This window comes from Veronia nyctiphanis, from assembly GCF_004116385.1.
GTDB lineage: Bacteria > Pseudomonadota > Gammaproteobacteria > Enterobacterales > Vibrionaceae > Veronia > Veronia nyctiphanis.
In genome coordinates, this window is the sequence record NZ_PEIB01000004.1 from 138,592 (window position 1) to 156,777 (window position 18,186).

The following is an 18,186-nucleotide window of genomic DNA, read 5'->3' on the forward strand; positions in this document are numbered from 1 at the left end:
AAACAGAGAGAACTCATGAACTATATTCCGTTTGATGAATACAAACGAAAGTGGATATTTACCCATCAGTCGATGCCAGTTGAAGAGGCTGATAAAGAAGCAATAAAACCCATGTCAACGCAACGTTCTTCTCAGTTGTGGACTGAATTTGTCAGTCGTAAAAGTCCGACTGTTGATCACTTTGGTGCTGAAGATTGGGCGAACAAAGATGCAACGTGGAAAGAAGAAGTCAATTGGATGATTGCGTGGGAAGATGAAGCTGACTTACCACCAGAGTTTATTGAGCATTTTCAGTGGGAAGACAATATTGTCGTCTACTTCTGTTATGACAAAACTAACATTATTGAAACGCGTTGGGCTATGTTTAAGAAGTATTGGAAAAATTTTCTGTTCTATGACGATAAGCCTTTGTTGCTGGGTCGCCGTAAACAGGAAGTGGCAATGTTTGAACAGTCAGGCGAGGTGAAAGTGGGTAAGCGCCCATAACTCACAGCAAAGGATACTGAGCCGGGCTAGCATGTGCAGCCCGGCTTTTTTGTTTCAGGATGAGATGCTGTTCGACTCTCAGAAGGTCATGAGATGAAGAGTGCGCGTGTCATTGTGTTGTTTGCCCTGCTTATTGCTTGTAGTCCGGCAACACTGAGAAATTTTGTGCCAAACGAAATGTCTGATGTGGCGATCTCGAAAGAGCTAGATCTCGCCCACGACAAAGTCATCAACTGTCACTACTTTGAAGCGCTGGATACTTTCCAGCAATATACCGTAATTGGTAGCCGACCTGAGCGCATATTTGCCTACCGTTGGCTCGGAGTGCTCTATCTCGAGATGATGAACTTTGACGAATTCAACCATACTGTCGACCGCTTCCTCTTTTCACGAGCGGGTAGAGGGCAGGATAGGGAAAAAGTTGTTCTCAATTGGCGAATAGAAGCGAGAAAATGCGCGCTGAGAGGCACATAAATACGGGCGTGGGCGAATGTGGTATCTACAATTTGCTATCAGAGAGCGAAATTTAGACAAGATTGATCGCAAATTTTGCTGATCTCTGTCTGGTATGGGCAACTATTGGTGATATTTCACAGAATTCTCTACTGTTGATAGCTAATATCCTACTCGTTCTTAATAGAACTTTAAAAAGCCAGCGTTGGTATTGGCCTATTAACGCTGGCTTTTTACCCCTCTCAGTTCCAAAATCGGCGGCTCCAAACCCTTTTGCACCACACCGTCTTAAATTACCTACATTAACGAATAATTCACAAATTATCCTGACGTGAGTTCGAGTGATCACTTTGTTTGTCTTTTTCAAAAAATCTTCGACAAACCTCTGATTTTTATGTTAACAGCGACATCATATTCTATTGAATAAGACCAAATCACTATGTATAGTTGCGAACGATTTTGATAACCACTCTCATTAAGGTTTGCGATATGTATAAAGTACTTGGCACGGCAGCCGCGCTGTCTGCATTTTTGTCTCTTCCCGCTTTGGCCCACTCTGTTACTGTTGAGCACCGCCTGGGTAAAACCACTGTTGAAACGAATCCAGAGCGCGTTGTTGTTATCGGTTTGGGCGCGCTAGATGCCGTTGATAGCCTAGGTGTAGAGCCAGTCGCAGTAGCGAAATTTGGCTTATTCCCTGACTATCTTGCTAAGTACAAAACAGATGAGAAAATGACTGCAGGGTCTTTCTTTGAACCTGATTTTGAAAGCATCTACTCACAAAAACCTGATCTGATCGTTATCGGCCCACGCGCGTCTGGTCAATACGAAGAGCTGTCTAAAATCGCACCGACCGTTGTATTTGCCGCTGAATTCAGCAGCTACTGGGAGTCAACTCAGGCACAATGGCGTAACCTTGGTAAAATCTTTGAAGCTGAAAATGTTGTTGAAGACAAAATTGAAAAGCTGAACAAAGACTTCAAAGCAATCAAAGGCAAGGCAAGCAACACTAACGCACTGACTGTTCTGACTTCAGGCGGTAAAGTATCTACCTTTGGTGCTGAGTCACGCTTCTCTGCTATCTACAAAGACTTTGGCTTCAAAGAAGCGGTTAAAAACCTGAAAACATCGACTCATGGCGACCAGATTTCGTTCGAGTTCATTCAGGAAGCAAACCCTGAAACACTGCTGATCATCGACCGTGATCAAATGAAGGGTAAGGGCAAAGCGAAAGAAACATTAGACAACGACCTCGTTAAAGCCACTGAAGCTTACAAAAACAACAAGCTGTCTTACCTAGATACAACGGCATGGTACCTGTCTATCTCAGGTGTTCGTGCAACTGAGCAAATGGTAACAGACATCAAGCAATCAGTAGGCCTGTAAGGCAAGCACCATACAAGCTGGAGTAAACTTTGAAAAAGTTATTGCTTGTACTGGTTGTGCTGAGTGTTGCGTCCCTTTTTGTGGGCGTTAGCGAACTGGAGTTTATGTCAGTAATGGCAGGCGACCCCGGTTCGCTTCACTTGTTGTTCACCAGTAGACTTCCTAGACTATTTGCCATTCTGCTCGCTGGCTCTGCATTGAGTATCGCCGGCCTTATCATGCAGCAAATCAGTCAAAACCGCTTCGCGGCGCCTTCCACTTCCGGCACCATTGAATGTGCTGTTCTCGGTTACGTACTCAGTCTTGTTTTATTGGGTCACGGCAACGGCCTTTGGCTGATTTTTGGTTGTTCAATGCTCGGCACGTTAGTGTTTGTCCAATTCGTACAACGCATACAGTTTAAAAATGCCGTCTTTATCCCGCTGATTGGCATTATTTTCGGTAATGTTGTTCAGTCTGTATCGACATTTTTCGCCTACAAATTCGATGTGCTGCAAAACATGTCGACTTGGGCGGTGGCAAACTTTGCAAGTATTCTCGCCGGTGACTTTGAGCTGCTTTATATCGCCCTTCCCATTGGTTTCTTCACTTATTTCTACGCCACGCGAATTTCTGCTGTCGGCATTGGAAAAGACTTCGCGACCAATCTTGGCCTGAATTACCAGCAGGTAGTGACCATTGGTGTCATTCTTGTCTCTGTATTGTCAGCATCTGTAGTGATGATTGTCGGTGAACTGCCGTTTCTCGGCCTGATCGTACCAAACCTGGTGAGTCACTTCTTTGGGGATAACCTGAAAAAGAACATTCCTTTGACCATTATTTGTGGTGCATTGCTTGTTCTTGGCTGTGACATTTTAAGCCGTCTGATCATTTTCCCATACGAAATTCCTATTTCTATGGTGCTGAGCATTCTTGGCGGTATTGTCTTCCTGTTCCTTATTATGCGGAGTCAGCCAAGTGAGAGATAAGCAAAAATTATTGATACTTAGCTTGGTTGCATTGGGGTTAGCGGCACTCTTTATTGTTATTGGCCTCAATGCGAATAACTACGAGTACTTTCTCTCAAGAAGAACACCGAAAGTGCTGGCTATGGTTCTTGCAGGTATTGCAGTGGCTCAGGCTTCGTTAGTATTTCAGACCATCACCAACAATCGGATTCTGACACCCAGTATCATGGGTTTTGACAGTTTGTATGTCCTGACTCAGACATCGATTGTGATGTTCTTTGGTGGTATGAGCGCATTTGCGATTAATCACTATCTGAACTTCACGATTTCCATTGTCGTGATGGCGATGTTCTCAGTCTTTTTATTCGGCTTTTATTTCCAAGGTAAACGCAAAAACTTGATTGTGCTCTTGCTGGCAGGACTGATTATTGGCCAGTTGTTTGGCAATATTTCCTCGTTTTTCACCATGGTGATGGACCCGAACGAGTTCAGTTTTCTGCAAGGGAAGCTCTTCGCCAGCTTTAATAACATTCAAATGGAGTTGGTTTATATTTGTACGCCTATTCTTCTGGTTGCTGCCTTTTTGCTGTTCCGGGAACACACAGTGCTTGATGTACTTTGGTTGGATCGTGATAACGCTGTCAGCCTCGGCGTGGATGTTGATCGTTTCAATCGCAAGATACTTATCTTTTCCGCTCTGCTGATTGCTATTTCGACGGCCTTGATAGGTCCAATCATGTTTTTCGGCCTGCTAGTGACTAACCTGACGCGCGAATGGTTTTCGACGTATCAACATAAAATATTGTTGTTCGGCTGCTCCTTGATGTCTATCTGTGCGCTATTGAGCGGTCAGTGGGTGGTCGAGAAAATCCTACACTTTGATACCACGTTAAATGTGGTGATCAACTTTGTCGGTGGTGTTTATTTCCTCTCTATGTTGTTACGAAACAAAGTGGTTTAGAGAATACAGATGATAAAACTTGCTCAGTTAACCAAAAGCTATGGAACAAACAAAGTCGTTGATGAAATCAGCGCGGAGTTTGCGAAAGGCAAAGTCACAGCGATTATCGGCCCCAACGGCGCAGGTAAGAGTACCGTTTTGTCGATGGCTAGTCGCCTTTTGTCGCGTGATAACGGAACTGTTCATATCGACTGCAAAGAGTTGAGTGAATGGGACAACAAAGAGTTGGCAAAACGTTTGGCGGTTTTGCGTCAGGCTAACACCATCACTATGCGCTTTACGGTGAAAGAAATGGTGTCATTTGGCCGCTTTCCTTATTCGAGGGGGCGACTAACGGCTGAAGATAAAAGCGTTATTGAAAAGGCAATTACTTATCTTGATTTGACCGATATACAGGATAAATACTTGGACGAACTCAGTGGTGGTCAAAGGCAACTTGCATTTATTGCGATGGTTATTGCTCAAGACACCGATTACGTTTTCCTTGATGAGCCATTAAATAACCTAGACATAAAACACTCGTTGCAAATCATGAAGAACATACAGCGACTCGCGCATGAGATGGACAAGGCGGTTGTCGTGGTTATTCATGATATTAATTTCGCGGCCTGTTATGCCGACAGAATAATCGCCCTGAAAAAAGGAAAAGTTGCTGCTACTGGCAGAGTAGAAGAGGTTATTGAACCTTCTGTGCTAGAAGGCATTTACGAAACGCCGTTTAACGTAATTGACATGAACGGTAAACGCATGTGTCTTTATTATTGAGCGTCTTTGTATAGATTCATATCTCTTCAAAAACACGTAACTGGTATCATCCCATTACCAGTTGCGTTCTCAGATATGTCAGGATTTTTCCATGACATACCGTGAAAAGAAAATGTTTACTTTTCATTGCTTGAGTGAAAATCAACCTTTCCTTAAAAGACATAATTTTATATGTTTTCGCAAAAATTTATATTTAGCAATGACTTATATATTGGCTGGTACTTATTTGTTTATGAATAATTTGTTTCGTTAATAAGATTTATTGTACAGATGTTCAAAAAATAGATAGTGCCAAATCACATATTCTGTAAGCAGTAACATAAATTTCTTTCTGGCTATTTTGGTTATGCTACGGTTTACATACCAGTTGAGGGGTCAGAGCCTCACAAAAGACCCACAGTAGAAGGTGGGCGATTTAAACATAAAGACATCATTGAACTGAATTTATCTTGGCTGAAAAAATTAGCATTTATTCTTTTGGATGTGTTTATGTTTACATTAATGATGAAAATTTACTCTTCTTATTCATACAAAAAGTCCTACTCTCCGGACAACACTTCGCATTCGTTATTTTCGGTAGCTGATAATAATAGACATTATCGATTACCTCTCCTCCCGTTATAAATCCGAAAGAATAAATTTACTTTTTTTTGGAAATATATATTTTTTATTTGAAATTTAGAATTCAATTTGAATGAATTTTCGAATTAATAAACTGTGACTAGGAGGTGATAAAAATAAACAATAAGGTCTTTTATACCTTAATACATTTTCAAAACCAAAATCTGATTAATTGCACTATCCAAATTGAAGGAGCATTACAATGTGCAAGAAAAGAACACCATTTTCGTTAGTTGCTGGTGCACTACTTTTTTTATCTTCATCAGCAGTGTCGCAAACATTTACGCTTTCAAATGACAGTGGTTCTCAACTAAATAACCACAATCCACATTTTACAGGACTGGGCTATTTACAACCACGGGCATCAAACTCTGGTTCTTCCTCTGTCCGTTATTTACCTCAGAAGAATGACTCTGCTGCGGTAGATATTTATGACAGCTCATCAAACCGGGGATATATAAAAGGCAAGGGCTTCAGGGGTTACGAGACTCAAGTTATTTCAACACTCGCGCCTGAGGAATCGAATGCGGGCGGCAACTTATGGACCCTGCTCGGTGGTAACAGTAACCTTAATCACTGCAAACTTTTCCCTGATTCAAACTTTGGCGGTATATGGAACTCACTCTGGGGCTCACACTCAACCAGTATCGGTGTCGGGGGCGGTGACGATGTCAGCTGGGGTATTAGTGCAACACTGGGGACAAGTTGTGATGGTGTCCATAACGGGCATGCTATTTTCGTAAAAGTGGGTGCCTCTATATCCACCGGTATTGGTGAAGCGTTGGAACTTGCTCAGGCTCCTAGCCCAGTTAAAGTGAGTTTTAATATCGGAGCGTCTGCAGGTTTTAAAGTTGAAGTCGGTGGCGGAAAAATGGGGTACTTCAATAAGGTTCCGCATCCCATTTACGTTGCTGGTATTCGCTTTCCAGAATATACCTACATTTCTCTGACTCCGGACGGAAAAATAACGTTAGGTGGTGCACTCAAGGCCGGCATGGTGATTGGCGGCACACTGGGTGTATCAATTAATCTCCTAGATATTTCTGCTCCTGTGCGTCTGGAGGCTGGTTTGACTCGTGCTGCAAACCCCAAAAACTATAAATATTACACCAGAAAAACCGCGAAAATCGGTGCGTCTTCGGCCGGTGGCCGGGCTTATGCGAGCCTGTGGTTGGGTAACCCTCCCTGGACATGGACCATATTAAGTACCACGTTATTTTCTTGGTCTGGTTTCCCTATATTTAGTCATACATTTTATGACGAGTTTGAAAAAGGCAAACTGTTGGTTAATCCGAAGGAAAATACCGCTTCGATTAGTCAGAGTTCTGTTTAATTTATGCCATCCGGGGCGGAAGCGCCCCGGAATAGCCGAGACTATTTAGGAATGAGAGCATGCGAAAATATATTATTAGCGCAGTTGGATTGATCGTTGTTGTTAGCCTGTTTTTTATTCAGACTGACTTCTGGGGCGGCAACGGTGGCAGCCTAAATAACGGCTCAGCGACCGAAAACGCGCTATCAAACCCTACATCTGAGGTGATTGGCACGCAGCAAAAAACTAGCCACCAGAACAGCCTTTTGAAGAATAATACCTCAGAGTTTCTCGGATACATTGTCAATGTAAACGTTGGGATGACGAATTCAGATATTGAGGAAACTGGCGGCAATTCATCTGGCACTAAAGCGAGTTTCGAACTGGTATTTAATCACCCTTTTGAAAGCGGGACTGCCAAGCAGGCATTGGTGAGAAACTTCATTCAGGAAACGGCGAATGGCCCGTATAAAGTCGATCAGATGGGCTTTCTTTATGACTTAGAACAACCCCAAGTCTACCAAAACCTTGATTTACTTGGGTTACCTAAAGAACACACTTTGGTCATGCTGCCTTATATCCTCAATGCTATTTCGTACCATAGCGAGACAACCCCACTGATCCTGACAACGCCAACAATGAAAACTGAATATTCATATCAGCGTTTGGATAACAAAAAACTATTGAGGGAGCTTATCGATTATCAAGATGGTCCCTCAGTTGTCTATTCGGCAAATTCGCCACAAGTTGCCTATTCAGAAACATGGCAGGCTGATTTATCAGAGGACAAGTTTATTGAACGGGTCGCCACCAAATCTGCCATTCAGGCACTATTTACGAACGTGAATGATGGTGAAGATCTCAGCATCGAACAGCATATTCGACTAACGATGAAACGGTTTTATCCTGAGAGTGCTGATTTTACTCAGGGGTTATTTATTGCAAATGCCAATCGCTCGATCGATATTCTGCTTGCTGGTAGTGACTTGAAAGAGCCTGAGAATGATGAGGAAATGCTGCTACTCCTTGATAAGGTCACTGAAACACTCAGTCAGGCTGAGGCTGAAATGCTGGGACGTTACCTTATTACGAACAAATCAATCAGTGAAGTCAAAGACTTGCTGGCCGATGAAGCATTGGATCCTTTCAACAAGCAAGCTCTTTTGATGGCATTGCAAGAAGCAAATCAACCAGAATCAGAAACCTATCTCGCGTCAATTATCCTTGATGCATCAGTCGCCGATCGCTATCGTGCCGCAGGAATGGTAAACATCGCCTTGATCAAAGATGCAACCCATGTGTCCTACGATGCTTTGCATGGCGTGATGTATAAACAGGAAGCGCCACTATTAATTGAAACCGCTCTGTACAACATTGGCAATATTTCCCGTAATCAGTCTCTTATTGCGCCCGATGGCGTTAAAGAAATCATGTCAATCCTTGAAAAAACGCAAGACGATTCGCGCGAGCGTTTCATTGCCTTACAAGCCGCAGCAAACGCAAACAATGATGCGTTTACTGAAACTTTTGTATCGTCTCTATCTGCCAACACGCCGAGGGAAAGGCTAGCTGCGGTCGAAGGTGCGTTATACCGCCCCAATGCAAAATCCCAAGCTGTGGAGCATTTGCTACTCAAAGAGACAAGTCCAATGGTTTTCGCAGCTGCTGAACGTTATTACCGCCGCGTTGAACCCTCATTTTATGAAGTTATTAAATTCTATGAGCGGTTGAAAAGCGAAAATGACGAAAACATGCAAGTTGCTCTTGGCAAGGTTCTTCTCAGTAACCGTGCTCAAAAAGAGCGAATGCAACAAAAGCTTGAAGAGTTGATTCCAGTGAAACCCGGGATAGCAAAGCTACTCTCCGGGTCAAGCGATGGTTGATATAAGTTTCAAAAAATAATTACAACGTCAGGCTAGGCAATGGCAGGTGTAAAAACCTGCCTTTTTTCATTTTGCTGACTTCCGCTGGGCGCTCATCATGAAAACGCACTTAATATTTTCATCCTAAAAACAAAAGACTCAACAAAGAGCCACATACGATTATTCATACTATTGAATGATTTATTAGTATTTTTCGCTCTTCTAATATTAATTTTTCGGTGAACACCCATCACGCCCAATGGACGCGAGCGCTACGGATGGCAAAGTTTAGTTTTGATTTAAAAGCACTAGATGTGTTTGTTATGGCTGCGAAAACCGGAAATATGACCGAGGCAGCACTAAAGCTTAAATTGTCTCAGTCTTCTGTTTCTCAGATTTTGTCTCAACTGGAATCTTCCCTCGGTGTCGAGCTTTTAGATCGAACCGTTAGGCCTATCGAGTTAACGGTAGCAGGGCGTTATTTTTACGATCAGTCCGTTTATCTGCTCAAACAGGCTGACAAAACGCAGCAGGTCATCACCAAAGGCAGTTTCGACAAACTGCATCTTGTTCGTCTCGCTATTGTCGACTCAATGGCATCGACACTCGGCAAGCCAATTATCGATTCAGTAAAGTCACATACTGAAAACTGGATGATGACCACTGGTTTTTCCCACTTGCATCAGCAAGGCTTGTTGAGCCGAACGGTGGATATCATTATTTCTGATGATGCACTTCCGCGTCATGATGATCTTCAACGATTTCGATTACTGAAAGAACCTTTTGTTCTTTTAGTGCCGACTACTTTTCATGAGAAAATACCAAATATAACCAGCCTTAGACAACTGTCAGCACATCTCGACTTTGTTCGTTACAGTTCTCAATCTGTGATAGGCCAATCTATTGAAACTTACATACGTCAGCAAGGTCTGGATATCGCTGCGAGGATGACGTTAGACAACACATTTGCGATTACATCGGCTGTCGCAGATGGTCTGGGTTGGACAATAACGACGCCGCTTTGCCTTCTGCAAGGCGATGTATTTGATAAAAAACTTACCTGTCTGCCTTTGCCTGATAGTGAAGGCTTTTCTCGCTATTTGACGTTGGTGGCAAGAAGAAATGAGTTAGGTGACTTACCTGAGCGCCTTGCCAAAGACAGCAGAGTCATTATCCAACGCCACTTCTTACCAAAAGTGAAGCAGGCGCTACCTTGGATTTATGATGCCATCAAAATTGGTAGCTGACTGTGCGTTGTCAAAATGAATCTCAGATAAAGGTGTATTGCCACCCGAACACCCATGGTTGAATGTTGACCGGTTGGTACTTTGCATAACTTAACTTATTGAAAATTAATAATGTGACAGCTGCCCTACTATTATGAATCCTGATAGTGTTCTCTTAGCACGTACGATTCTTGTGGCCAATTATTGAAGCCTCCACCTATCTTAAGATCAGTCGTTCGTTCTTCGGTTTGTTTCACACGGAGAACTACTTGAACTCTGTATTTGCTTACCACCGATCTTGATCCGGTGTGCTCAATCTTAATGTCAGCCAATGTTGTTCTGTCTTTGTGTTCGACGAAAACGAATAAAAAAGGGGAAACATCAGATATGGAAGCGAGAGATGTAAGAAGTGTTGCCGATGCAAAGCAAATTATTGAAGAGCGGGGTTTAACGCACGTAAAAGTCGGTTTGTTTGATAATGACGGCGTGATGCGCGGCAAGTACATGTCGAAGGCCAAGTTCTTTTCGTCGCTGGATAAAGGTTTTGCGTTCTGCGATGTGGTACTTGGCTGGGATGTTAAAGATCAACTTTATGACAATACCAAGTTTACGGGGTGGCATACGGGATACCCCGATGCGCCTGTCCGAATACTTCCTGAAACGTGCAGAGAAGTATTGGACGAAGACGGAATGCTTCTTTTTATCGCCGAGTTTTCCGGTGAGGCTGAAACTGTCTGCCCCCGAGCGACCCTGAGAAGGGTGCTGCAAAAAGCCGAAGACATGGGCTTTGATGCATCCGCGGCACTCGAATATGAGTTCTTTATTTTTGATGAAACGCCTCACTCGATAAGAGAAAAAGGCTTCAGAAACATCAAGCCAATAACCCCAGATTGGTTCGGTTACTCGATGATCCGCAATTCGACTTATTCCGGGCTGTACAAAGCGATTCTGTCGATGGCCGAGACGATGGACTTTCCCATCGAAGGTATTCACTCAGAGACCGGGCCCGGCGTTATTGAAGCGGCTATCGCTGTCGATAGCGCAATCAACGCGGCAGACAAGGCGGCACTGTTTAAAACCTACATGAAAGTACTGGCGCAAAAAAACGAAATGATGGCGACTTTCATGGCCAAATGGACCAATGACTATCCCGGTCAAAGTGGGCACATTCATATCTCCCTTCAAAACAAAGATGGTACTTCGGCGTTTTATGACCCGACTCAACCACTGAACATGAGCGATACCCAGCGTCATTTTATTGCAGGACAGCAGCATTTGATGTCTGACGTCCTTTGTATGATTGCTCCTACCATTAACAGCTATTCCAGAATGGTGCCCGGCTTTTGGGCACCCACCACGGCAACATGGGGTGTTGAGAACCGCACGGCATCATTGCGCTTAATACCGGGCTCGGAGAAATCACAGCGGGTGGAATACCGTTTAGGTGCAGCCGATGCCAACCCTTATTTGGCGCTCGCTGCCGCATTGGCGTCCGGGCTTTACGGTATTGAAAATAGCTTAGAGCCAACGGCGCAGGTTAAAGGCAATGCCTACGAGCAGGAACATCCAGAAGAACTTCAGCTGCCAAGCACCTTGTGGGACGCTGCTCAGTCTTTCAAACAGTCTGATGCGGCAAGGGGCTTGTTCGGTGATGCCTTTGTTGAACACTTCGCAGCCTCTAGAGAATGGGAGGAACGAGAGTTTCGTAAGCACGTCACTGACTGGGAACTGGATCGGTATTTCGAAATCATTTAGGGCGGGAACATGGATAGCATTCGAACAGTGTCACCCGTTGATGGCCGCATATATGTCGAACGACCATTAGCGTCAGAAAATGAAATTGCAGTGTGTATTGAGCGTGCGGATAAAGCCCGGAACTACTGGCAGGCATTGCCGCTTTCTGCCCGAAAAACCTTTTGTTCTCATGCCATTGATCACTTTGTCGATAACAAAGAGGCTATTGCTGAGGAAATCAGTTGGATGATGGGGAGACCGATCGCTTACACGGGTGGAGAAGTCAATGGGGTGGAGGAACGAGCGAGGCACATGATTTCCATTGCCGATGAAGCGCTTGCACCGATTGTGTTGGAAGAAAAAGCGGGTTTTGACCGTTATATAAAGCGTGTTCCTCTCGGTGTGGTTTTTATTATTGCTCCATGGAATTATCCGTATTTGACGGCGATTAATGCCATTATTCCCGCATTGCTCGCCGGCAACACGGTAATTTTGAAACACTCGGCCCAAACCCCCTTGTGCGCTGAGCGCTTGTTTGAAGCGTTCGAAAAAGCGGGATTGCCTGAGGGTGTCTTTCAATATCTTCATTTAAGCCACGCTGACACTGAAAAGGTGATTCAGAGCCCTGAAGTCAAGCATGTTGCGTTTACTGGCTCGGTGCCGGGTGGGGCGATGGTAGAAAAAGCGGCGGCGGGACGATTCATCAGTGCAGGCCTTGAGTTAGGGGGGAAAGATCCCGCTTACATCCGTGCTGATGCAGATATTGCTGCTGCTGTTGAGACCGTGGTCGACGGCGCTTTCTTCAATTCAGGACAGTCATGCTGTGGTATCGAGCGCCTCTATGTACACCACAGTGTTCATGATGAGGTCGTAGAAAAGTGTGCAGCCCTCATCAAGGATTATCAACTCGGCAGCCGGATGATCCGGCGACAACAATGGGCCCACTTGTTAAAACGGGTGCTGCTGATTTTGTTCGAGGACAGGTTGAAGAGGCGATCAGAGAAGGGGCCAAGGCGTTGATTGATGCCAGCCACTTTCCGCTGCATAAGCCAGGCACTCCCTATCTGGCTCCACAACTTTTGACCAATGTTAATCATCAAATGCGCGTGATGCATGAGGAGTCTTTTGGCCCTGTGCTTGGTGTGATGTCCGTCTCTGATGATGACGAAGCGATTACGCTGATGAACGACAGTGAATTTGGTCTGACTGCTGCGATTTTTACACAAGATCAGCAAGTAGGCGAGGCGCTTGCTGACAAAGTTGAGGCGGGCACAGTGTTCCTCAATCGCTGTGATTACCTTGACCCCGGCCTTGCGTGGGTGGGTATCAAAAATTCAGGACGTGGTTGTACTTTGTCAAAGGTGGGTTTCGACATGTTAACCCGTCCCAAGTCCTACCATATTAAAAAGCCCGGAGGTGACGCATGATCACTCGTTGGAATTACCCAACTTCGATGACGGCTGGTGAGGGAGCCATCGAGACCGTGGCAACATCGTGTGAGTCTTTGGGAATTCAACACCCATTACTGGTGACTGATCCCGGTATTATGGCGCTCCCAGTTTGTCAGCAGTTAATTACGTTTTGTCAGCAAGCAGGCCTTGCGCTCGGTGTCTTCAGCCACGTTAAGGGCAACCCAACGGGGGAAAACGTCCAACTGGGCGTAGACGCTTATAAATCAGGCAATCACGACGGCATTATCGCTTTTGGCGGAGGGTCTGCACTGGACTGTGCGAAAGCCATTGCGCTGATTGCCGGGCAGACAGAGTCGCTTTGGGCGTTCGAGGATGTTGGAGATAACTGGACCAAAGCAATTGCTGAGTATATCGCTCCAGTTATCGCGATCCCTACCACGGCGGGAACAGGCTCAGAGGTTGGCAGGGCGTCCGTTATCACCGATGAGGATGCACGGCAGAAAAAAATCATCTTTCACCCGCTGATGTTACCCAAACAGGTCATTTTGGATCCTGATGTCACAGTGGGCTTACCTCCTCATATCACTGCCGCAACAGGTATGGATGCGTTGTCACACAGCTTTGAAGCATTGTGCGCGCCCGGCTATCACCCGATGGCCGAGGGCATTGCCTTAGAGGGGATACGTTTGGTGAAGGAGTGCCTGCCCACGCATATGCCGATGGCGGGGACAAAATGGCCAGAATGCAAATGCTGGTGGCATCCAGCATGGGGGCGACGGCTTTCCAGAAAGGATTGGGTGCTATGCACGCATTGGCGCACTCACTGGGCGCGTTGTATGACAAACATCATGGGCTCCTGAATGCCATTTTGATGCCGTACGTTGTCGCCAGTAACCGAGAACATATCGAAGATAAAATGTTAAGGCTAAGCCGTTATTTAGGCTTTGGCGAAAGCGGTACCGATGCAGTACTTACGTGGATTCTGGACATCAGAAATGAACTGAATATTCCTCACACACTCGGGGACATCGGTCTTTCAGATCAGGATGCGGTAAAGATCGGTCAGATGGCCGTGCTTGATCCGTCGGCAGGAGGGAACCCGGTTCAACTCTCTGCGGCGCAATATCAACAATTGTATCTCAACGCGCTTCACGGCAATGGACTTAACTGATGCGGCTAACCGATGAAATAGCGGGGGAATCAACATGCGAATAGGCTTGTTGCTTTGTGACGATGTGGCACCTGAGCTTCAGGTTACCCACCAAAACTATCCTGAGATGTTCAGCGCTTTGTTGACCCGGCTGGAGCCGTCAGTTGAGCTGGTGACATATCGGGTCATGGAGGGGCAATACCCATCGACTATTGATGATTGTGATGCTTACATTATCTCTGGCAGTAAGTTTGGTGTGAATGATGATATTGACTGGATTCATACCTTCGAAACCTTTGTTTGGCAGCTCTTTGCTGCAAATAAGCCTGCCGCAGGCATTTGTTTTGGTCATCAAATGATGGCAAAAGCGCTGGGTGGAGAGGTGGTGAAATCAGAAAAGGGGTGGGGCGTCGGCGTTATTCAGGTCGAAAGAAAATCTTCTCACCCGTTTGATTGGTTGAACGATGGCACCTCGCCCGACACATACTCGTTGGTTGTCAGTCATCAGGATCAGGTTATTGAAGTACCGGAGAATGCAGTAGTCCTCTTTGGCAATGACTTTTGTCCTGTTGCTATGTTTCATGTCGCTGATACGTTCTTGGCTGTGCAAGGACACCCCGAGTTCAGCCCTGCGTATTCGGCTGCGCTGATGGAGCGCCGAAAAGATTCGATCCCTGCTGATGTTATTCAGGCAGGGAAAGTTTCACTCACAAACAATATTGATAGTGACGCTGTCACAAAATGGATTTTGGCGTTTTTAAAAAAGGCCCAAGGTCACCACTGAGAGAGACAGTCTCACTAAACACTAAGGAAGGTCGTAGTAATGCAGTCAACCGAAGTGCAAGAAAAGGAAATTCTAGATTATCTTCCCGCGCCGTTTGCGGTGTTCGTCCGAGTAGTGGAAAAGGTAAATTACCGCGTTGGTCGCTTCGCTATGTATTTGATCTTCGCCATCCTCGGTGTGCTGATTTACTCCTCGATTACAAAGACCTTCTTCCTGCCCGCGCTTTGGACTCTGGAAATGGCGCAATTTCTGATGGTCGCCTACTACATGCTTGGCGGCCCTTATTCGATGCAGCTAGGCAGCCACGTAAGAATGGATTTGGTGTATGGCAACTGGTCATTGAAAACCAAGTCTATAGTGGATGCGTTTACCGCAATATTCCTGCTGGTTTACCTCGGGGTGCTCTTTTATGGCGCGATTTCTAGCACCAGTTATGCCCTTGAGTATGGTGAGCGCAGCTATTCGTCATGGCGGCCTTATATGGCACCGATAAAACTTGTGATGTGCCTGAGTATATTGTTGATGTTGCTCCAAGCCGTTGCAGTCTTCCTCAAAGATATCGCGACGTGGCGTCAGCAGTCTGACAAACCGGAGGTGCAGGCATGAGCTATGAAATGATCGCTTTGCTGATGTTTGCATCCATGATGTTGATGCTATTGACCGGACAGCGTGTGTTTGCGGCCATTGGCGCTGTCGCAGTGATTTCGGCGCTGTTGCTATGGGGTGACGGCGGTTCTGAGATTGCTTTCGGCGCAGCCATGAAGCTGATGAAATGGTACCCGCTGCTGACATTACCTCTGTTCATTTATATGGGTTACATGTTGTCAGAATCCGGCATTGCTGAAGACCTGTATAAGATGTTCCACGTCTGGATGGGGCCGATTCACGGCGGCTTAGCTATAGGCACTATTCTATTGATGGTAGCTATTTCGGCCATGAACGGACTCAGTGTGGCAGGTATGGCCATTGGGGCCAGTATTGCGTTACCGGAACTGCTTCGGCGGGGCTACGACAAAATCATGGTGACAGGGGTGATACAAGCGGGAAGCTCGTTGGGTATTCTCGTTCCTCCAAGCGTGGTTTTGGTCCTGTACGGCATGATAGCCCGTCAACCAGTAGGCCAACTTTGGCTAGCAGGCGTTTTCCCCGGTCTGATGATGGCGGGGATGTTTATCCTCTACATTGTGATTCGTTGCCGTATGCAGCCTCACCTTGGCCCTGCTTTATCGAAAGAAGAACGAAATGTGCCTCTGGCTGAAAAGCTCAAACTGTTACGCGCAGGTATTCTGCCGCTGCTGATATTTTTCTCGATGACCGGACTGTTCTTACTCGGGGTGACCAGTTTGGTTGAAAGCTCCGCGGTAGGGGCGCTAGCGGCGACACTGGCTGCTATCGTCAAACGTCGTTTGACGAAAGAAGTGCTGGAAAATACGGTTCGAAAAACACTGGCAATAAGCTGCATGTTTATGTGGATCATATTAGCGGCTTTATGTTTTGGTGCAGTGTTTGATGGCCTGGGTGCAGTGAAAGCCATTGAGGCCTTCTTCGTCGGCCGTCTTGGGCTGACTCCGTGGGAAATTCTTATCCTGATGCAGCTTTCATATCTGTTGATGGGAACGTTTCTGGACGATACCGCGATGCTGGTGATTGTGGCACCACTCTATGTTCCCTTGGTCAAACTGCTTGGCTTCGACCTTATTTGGTATGGCGTCCTTTACACCATTACCTGCCAAATTGCCTACATGACGCCCCCGTTTGGCTACAACCTGTTTTTGATGCGCGCGATGGCCCCACCTGAAATCAGTCTGACTGATATTTATCGCTCGATTATTCCATTTGCTCTGATCATGCTGATTGCGCTGGCGTTGGTCATGGCGTTTCCTCAGATAGCCCTTTGGTTGCCTGAATGGCATTACAGCCGCTAAGGAAAGAAATCACGACAATAATAATATAAATAGCAAAAGGAACCCGGGGTAACCCGGGAGTGATAACCTGAACAAAAGGACAACACTATGAGCAACAGACGCGACTTTCTGAAGAAAGCAGGGATCGTCGGTGCCGGAACCGCTGTTATTGGCGCCCCTGCCGTAGTTACTGCAAAACAAACCATCAAATGGCGGTTACAGACGTATGCAGGGCCAGCATTGGCTGAGCATGTCATCAAACCAGCCATTGATGCGTTTAATAAAGCAGCCAATGGTGAAATGGTTATTGAGCTTTACTATGCCGACCAATTGGTGCCAACGGGTGAACTCTTCCGGGCAATGCAAAAGGGCACCATTGACGCTGTGCAGAGTGATGATGACTCTATCGCTGCGCCGGTTGATGTATCTGTATTCGGTGGCTATTTCCCGTTTGCAACCCGCTACAGTCTGGATATTCCGGTTTTATTTGAAGAATACGGGCTCAAAGAAATCTGGGAAGAGGCCTATGGCGAAGTGAAAGGTGTAACCTGGCTGAGTGCAGGCGCATGGGACCCTTGTCACTTTGCTACGGTTGATCCGATCACCAAGTTGTCAGATCTGAAGGGTAAGCGCGTGTTTACGTTCCCGACTGCTGGCAGATTCTTGTCACGCTTCGGAGTCATCCCCGTTACCTTACCGTGGGAAGACGTCGAGGTCGCTGTACAAACAGGCGAATTGGATGGCATTGCATGGTCTGGGATCACTGAGGATTACACCGTCGGTTGGGCTGACGTAACCAACTACTTCCTGACCAATAATATTTCTGGTGCATGGGCAGGGTCATTCTTTGCCAACACAGAGAGATGGGAGGCGTTACCCGATCACCTGAAAACTCTGTTCAGACTTTGTATGGATAGTTCACATTACTATCGTCAGCATTGGTATTGGGGCGGTGAGGCGAAACTAAGAACGCAGGGTACCAAAATGAAGCTGACCACGATTCCAGATGATGAGTGGCGGAAAGTTGAGCTGGAAGCCTACAAGTTCTGGGATGAGATTGCCGAAACCAGCCCGAGAGCCAAGCGTGTGATCAATATCTTCAAAGAATACGCTTCAGTCATGGAGAAGGCAGGGAAACCATACCGCTATTCATAAATTTGAATCAGCGAACTCGGCTTAAAAC

At 45.9% G+C, this 18,186-nt stretch carries 14 protein-coding genes and 2 pseudogenes; all 16 read left to right on the plus strand.

What is annotated here, in order from left to right; translation table 11 throughout:
- Positions 1-15: 15 nt before the first annotated feature.
- Complete coding sequence (locus CS022_RS05465) at positions 16-486, plus strand: DUF2947 domain-containing protein (RefSeq protein ID WP_129121448.1); 471 nt, start codon at positions 16-18, stop codon at positions 484-486.
- Positions 487-579: 93 nt separating this feature from the next.
- Positions 580-960, plus strand: a complete 381-nt coding sequence (locus tag CS022_RS05470) for a hypothetical protein (protein ID WP_129121449.1) — start codon at positions 580-582, stop codon at positions 958-960.
- 468 nt (positions 961-1,428) lie between these two features.
- On the plus strand, positions 1,429-2,325 hold the full coding sequence (locus CS022_RS05475; RefSeq protein ID WP_129121450.1) for a siderophore ABC transporter substrate-binding protein: 897 nt from the start codon (positions 1,429-1,431) through the stop codon (positions 2,323-2,325).
- 29 nt (positions 2,326-2,354) lie between these two features.
- Positions 2,355-3,293: an iron chelate uptake ABC transporter permease subunit VctD gene (gene vctD, locus CS022_RS05480; protein ID WP_129121451.1), complete on the plus strand. Its 939-nt coding sequence runs from the start codon at positions 2,355-2,357 to the stop codon at positions 3,291-3,293.
- The gene (locus CS022_RS05485; RefSeq protein ID WP_129121452.1) at positions 3,283-4,233 is read left to right on the plus strand and encodes an iron chelate uptake ABC transporter family permease subunit; all 951 of its coding nucleotides are present in this window, start codon (positions 3,283-3,285) and stop codon (positions 4,231-4,233) included. Before vctD ends, CS022_RS05485 begins: the two co-directional genes overlap by 11 nt.
- A 9-nt stretch (positions 4,234-4,242) precedes the next feature.
- On the plus strand, positions 4,243-4,998 hold the full coding sequence (gene vctC / locus CS022_RS05490) for an iron chelate ABC transporter ATP-binding protein VctC (protein ID WP_129121453.1): 756 nt from the start codon (positions 4,243-4,245) through the stop codon (positions 4,996-4,998).
- A gap of 823 nt (positions 4,999-5,821) precedes the next feature.
- Positions 5,822-6,952, plus strand: a complete 1,131-nt coding sequence (locus tag CS022_RS05495; protein WP_129121454.1) for a hypothetical protein — start codon at positions 5,822-5,824, stop codon at positions 6,950-6,952.
- A gap of 59 nt (positions 6,953-7,011) precedes the next feature.
- A complete protein-coding gene (locus CS022_RS05500; protein ID WP_129121455.1) occupies positions 7,012-8,814 on the plus strand; it encodes a hypothetical protein in 1,803 nt (600 codons plus the stop codon).
- A 257-nt stretch (positions 8,815-9,071) separates the two neighbouring features.
- Complete coding sequence (locus tag CS022_RS05505) at positions 9,072-10,040, plus strand: LysR family transcriptional regulator (protein WP_129121456.1); 969 nt, start codon at positions 9,072-9,074, stop codon at positions 10,038-10,040.
- Positions 10,041-10,406: 366 nt separating this feature from the next.
- Positions 10,407-11,774 carry a glutamine synthetase family protein gene (locus tag CS022_RS05510; RefSeq protein WP_129121528.1) on the plus strand — a complete coding sequence of 456 codons (1,368 nt, stop codon included), beginning with the start codon at positions 10,407-10,409 and terminating at the stop codon, positions 11,772-11,774.
- Positions 11,775-11,783: 9 nt separating this feature from the next.
- Positions 11,784-13,180, plus strand: a pseudogene (locus CS022_RS05515) (aldehyde dehydrogenase family protein).
- Positions 13,177-14,336 (plus strand): annotated as a pseudogene (locus tag CS022_RS05520) (iron-containing alcohol dehydrogenase). The pseudogenes CS022_RS05515 and CS022_RS05520 overlap by 4 nt, the downstream one beginning before the upstream one ends.
- Positions 14,337-14,370: 34 nt before the next feature.
- On the plus strand, positions 14,371-15,099 hold the full coding sequence (locus CS022_RS05525; RefSeq protein WP_129121457.1) for a glutamine amidotransferase-related protein: 729 nt from the start codon (positions 14,371-14,373) through the stop codon (positions 15,097-15,099).
- 39 nt (positions 15,100-15,138) lie between these two features.
- Complete coding sequence (locus CS022_RS05530; RefSeq protein ID WP_129121458.1) at positions 15,139-15,705, plus strand: TRAP transporter small permease subunit; 567 nt, start codon at positions 15,139-15,141, stop codon at positions 15,703-15,705.
- Entirely contained in the window at positions 15,702-17,024 is a 1,323-nt protein-coding gene (locus tag CS022_RS05535) for a TRAP transporter large permease (RefSeq protein ID WP_129121459.1), read from the plus strand. The genes CS022_RS05530 and CS022_RS05535 overlap by 4 nt, the downstream gene beginning before the upstream one ends.
- Positions 17,025-17,111: 87 nt before the next feature.
- On the plus strand, positions 17,112-18,158 hold the full coding sequence (locus CS022_RS05540) for a TRAP transporter substrate-binding protein (RefSeq protein WP_129121460.1): 1,047 nt from the start codon (positions 17,112-17,114) through the stop codon (positions 18,156-18,158).
- Positions 18,159-18,186 lie beyond the last annotated feature (28 nt).